Source organism: Clostridium tagluense (assembly GCF_003865095.1).
Taxonomy (GTDB): Bacteria; Bacillota; Clostridia; order Clostridiales; family Clostridiaceae; genus Clostridium_AD; species Clostridium_AD tagluense.
The window spans coordinates 1-1,015 of record NZ_BHYK01000116.1 but is presented as its reverse complement, the minus strand read 5'-3'; the positions used below and the strand labels follow the sequence as shown (position 1 = coordinate 1,015).

Below are 1,015 nucleotides of genomic sequence, written 5' to 3'. Positions count from 1 at the left end.
TAGCAATAGCTTTATACCCTACGCTTAAGTAATGGTTAGCATCTGCCGTATCAATGAAGCATACCTCTATCAACATAGATTTTGCTTTAGTTCTTCTGACTACATAAAGACCTTTACCATCTTTTATTCCTCTGTTTTTAAATCCTAATTTAGAAATGTTATTACATACGTCTATTGCATCTTGATATTGCCTGCCCTCATACGTGTAGACTTCTACACCTTCTCCGCCACCAGCATTAAAATGTATAGATATAAACCAATCCAAATCTTGTCTATTTGCTTGATCCATAATTAAAGATAAACTTTGATTTACGGAATTTGCATAATCGACTGTACAATTTATTGCGTTATGGCCATATGCTTTAATTAACCTTCTTACTTCTGCACCAACTAGCCTTGTATGTTCTCCCTCTGATATTATGCCTACTGCTCCTGAACCAAACCCCTTGATTGTATGACCGTCATTTACTCCAATATTCATATTACATCACTCCTTTATATCTTAATGCCAAGCTTATTACTAGCATTACAACCGCGGTTATAACACCAACTGCAACTTTTTCAAGCAGCACGTTGGGTTTTGCTTCAATAACATCCATTTTAGTCGATATTTTTTCTATACTTGTTTTTATTTCAGAAAGAATTTTAAATACCATCTTAGTTTGTTCCTCATTTCTGCCAGCTCTTTCTTTTACATTATTTATTTCAGTTTCTAGTTTATCAATTTTTGTTTTTACTTCTAAAATATCTTCTTTTACATTTTTAATTTGGATGCAGTCTATGCAGTTTTCGCTCATGTTTTAAGCCTCCGTTCATTTTTTTACATTGAAAAAGACACCCTCTCAGGTGCCCATTACTTTATTATTTTATTTTATAGTTACGTCGCATTATTTTCCTACGTCGTAGCAACTGGTTCTTTTATTGCTCCCATATCTTTTAATACTTCTCCTACCATTTCTCTTAAATTGAATAATTTTGGGACTTGCTCAAATGTATAAGTACCTCCAATTATTAA

General features: G+C 32.9%; 2 protein-coding genes. Both read right to left on the bottom strand.

Annotation, left to right across the window (positions count from 1 at the left end):
* The coding region (locus Ctaglu_RS24775) for an N-acetylmuramoyl-L-alanine amidase (protein WP_148097614.1) at positions 1-481 on the bottom strand (481 nt) is incomplete at its 3' end.
* A gap of 1 nt (position 482) precedes the next feature.
* Complete coding sequence (locus Ctaglu_RS24770) at positions 483-797, bottom strand: hypothetical protein (protein WP_125006725.1); 315 nt, start codon at positions 795-797, stop codon at positions 483-485.
* Between the last annotated feature and the right edge of the window lie 218 nt (positions 798-1,015).

Coding starts and splice junctions, on each gene's coding strand:
- Ctaglu_RS24770 (WP_125006725.1), bottom strand. CDS start 797: ATGAGCGAAAACTGCATAGACTGCATCCAAATTAAAAATGTAAAAGAA.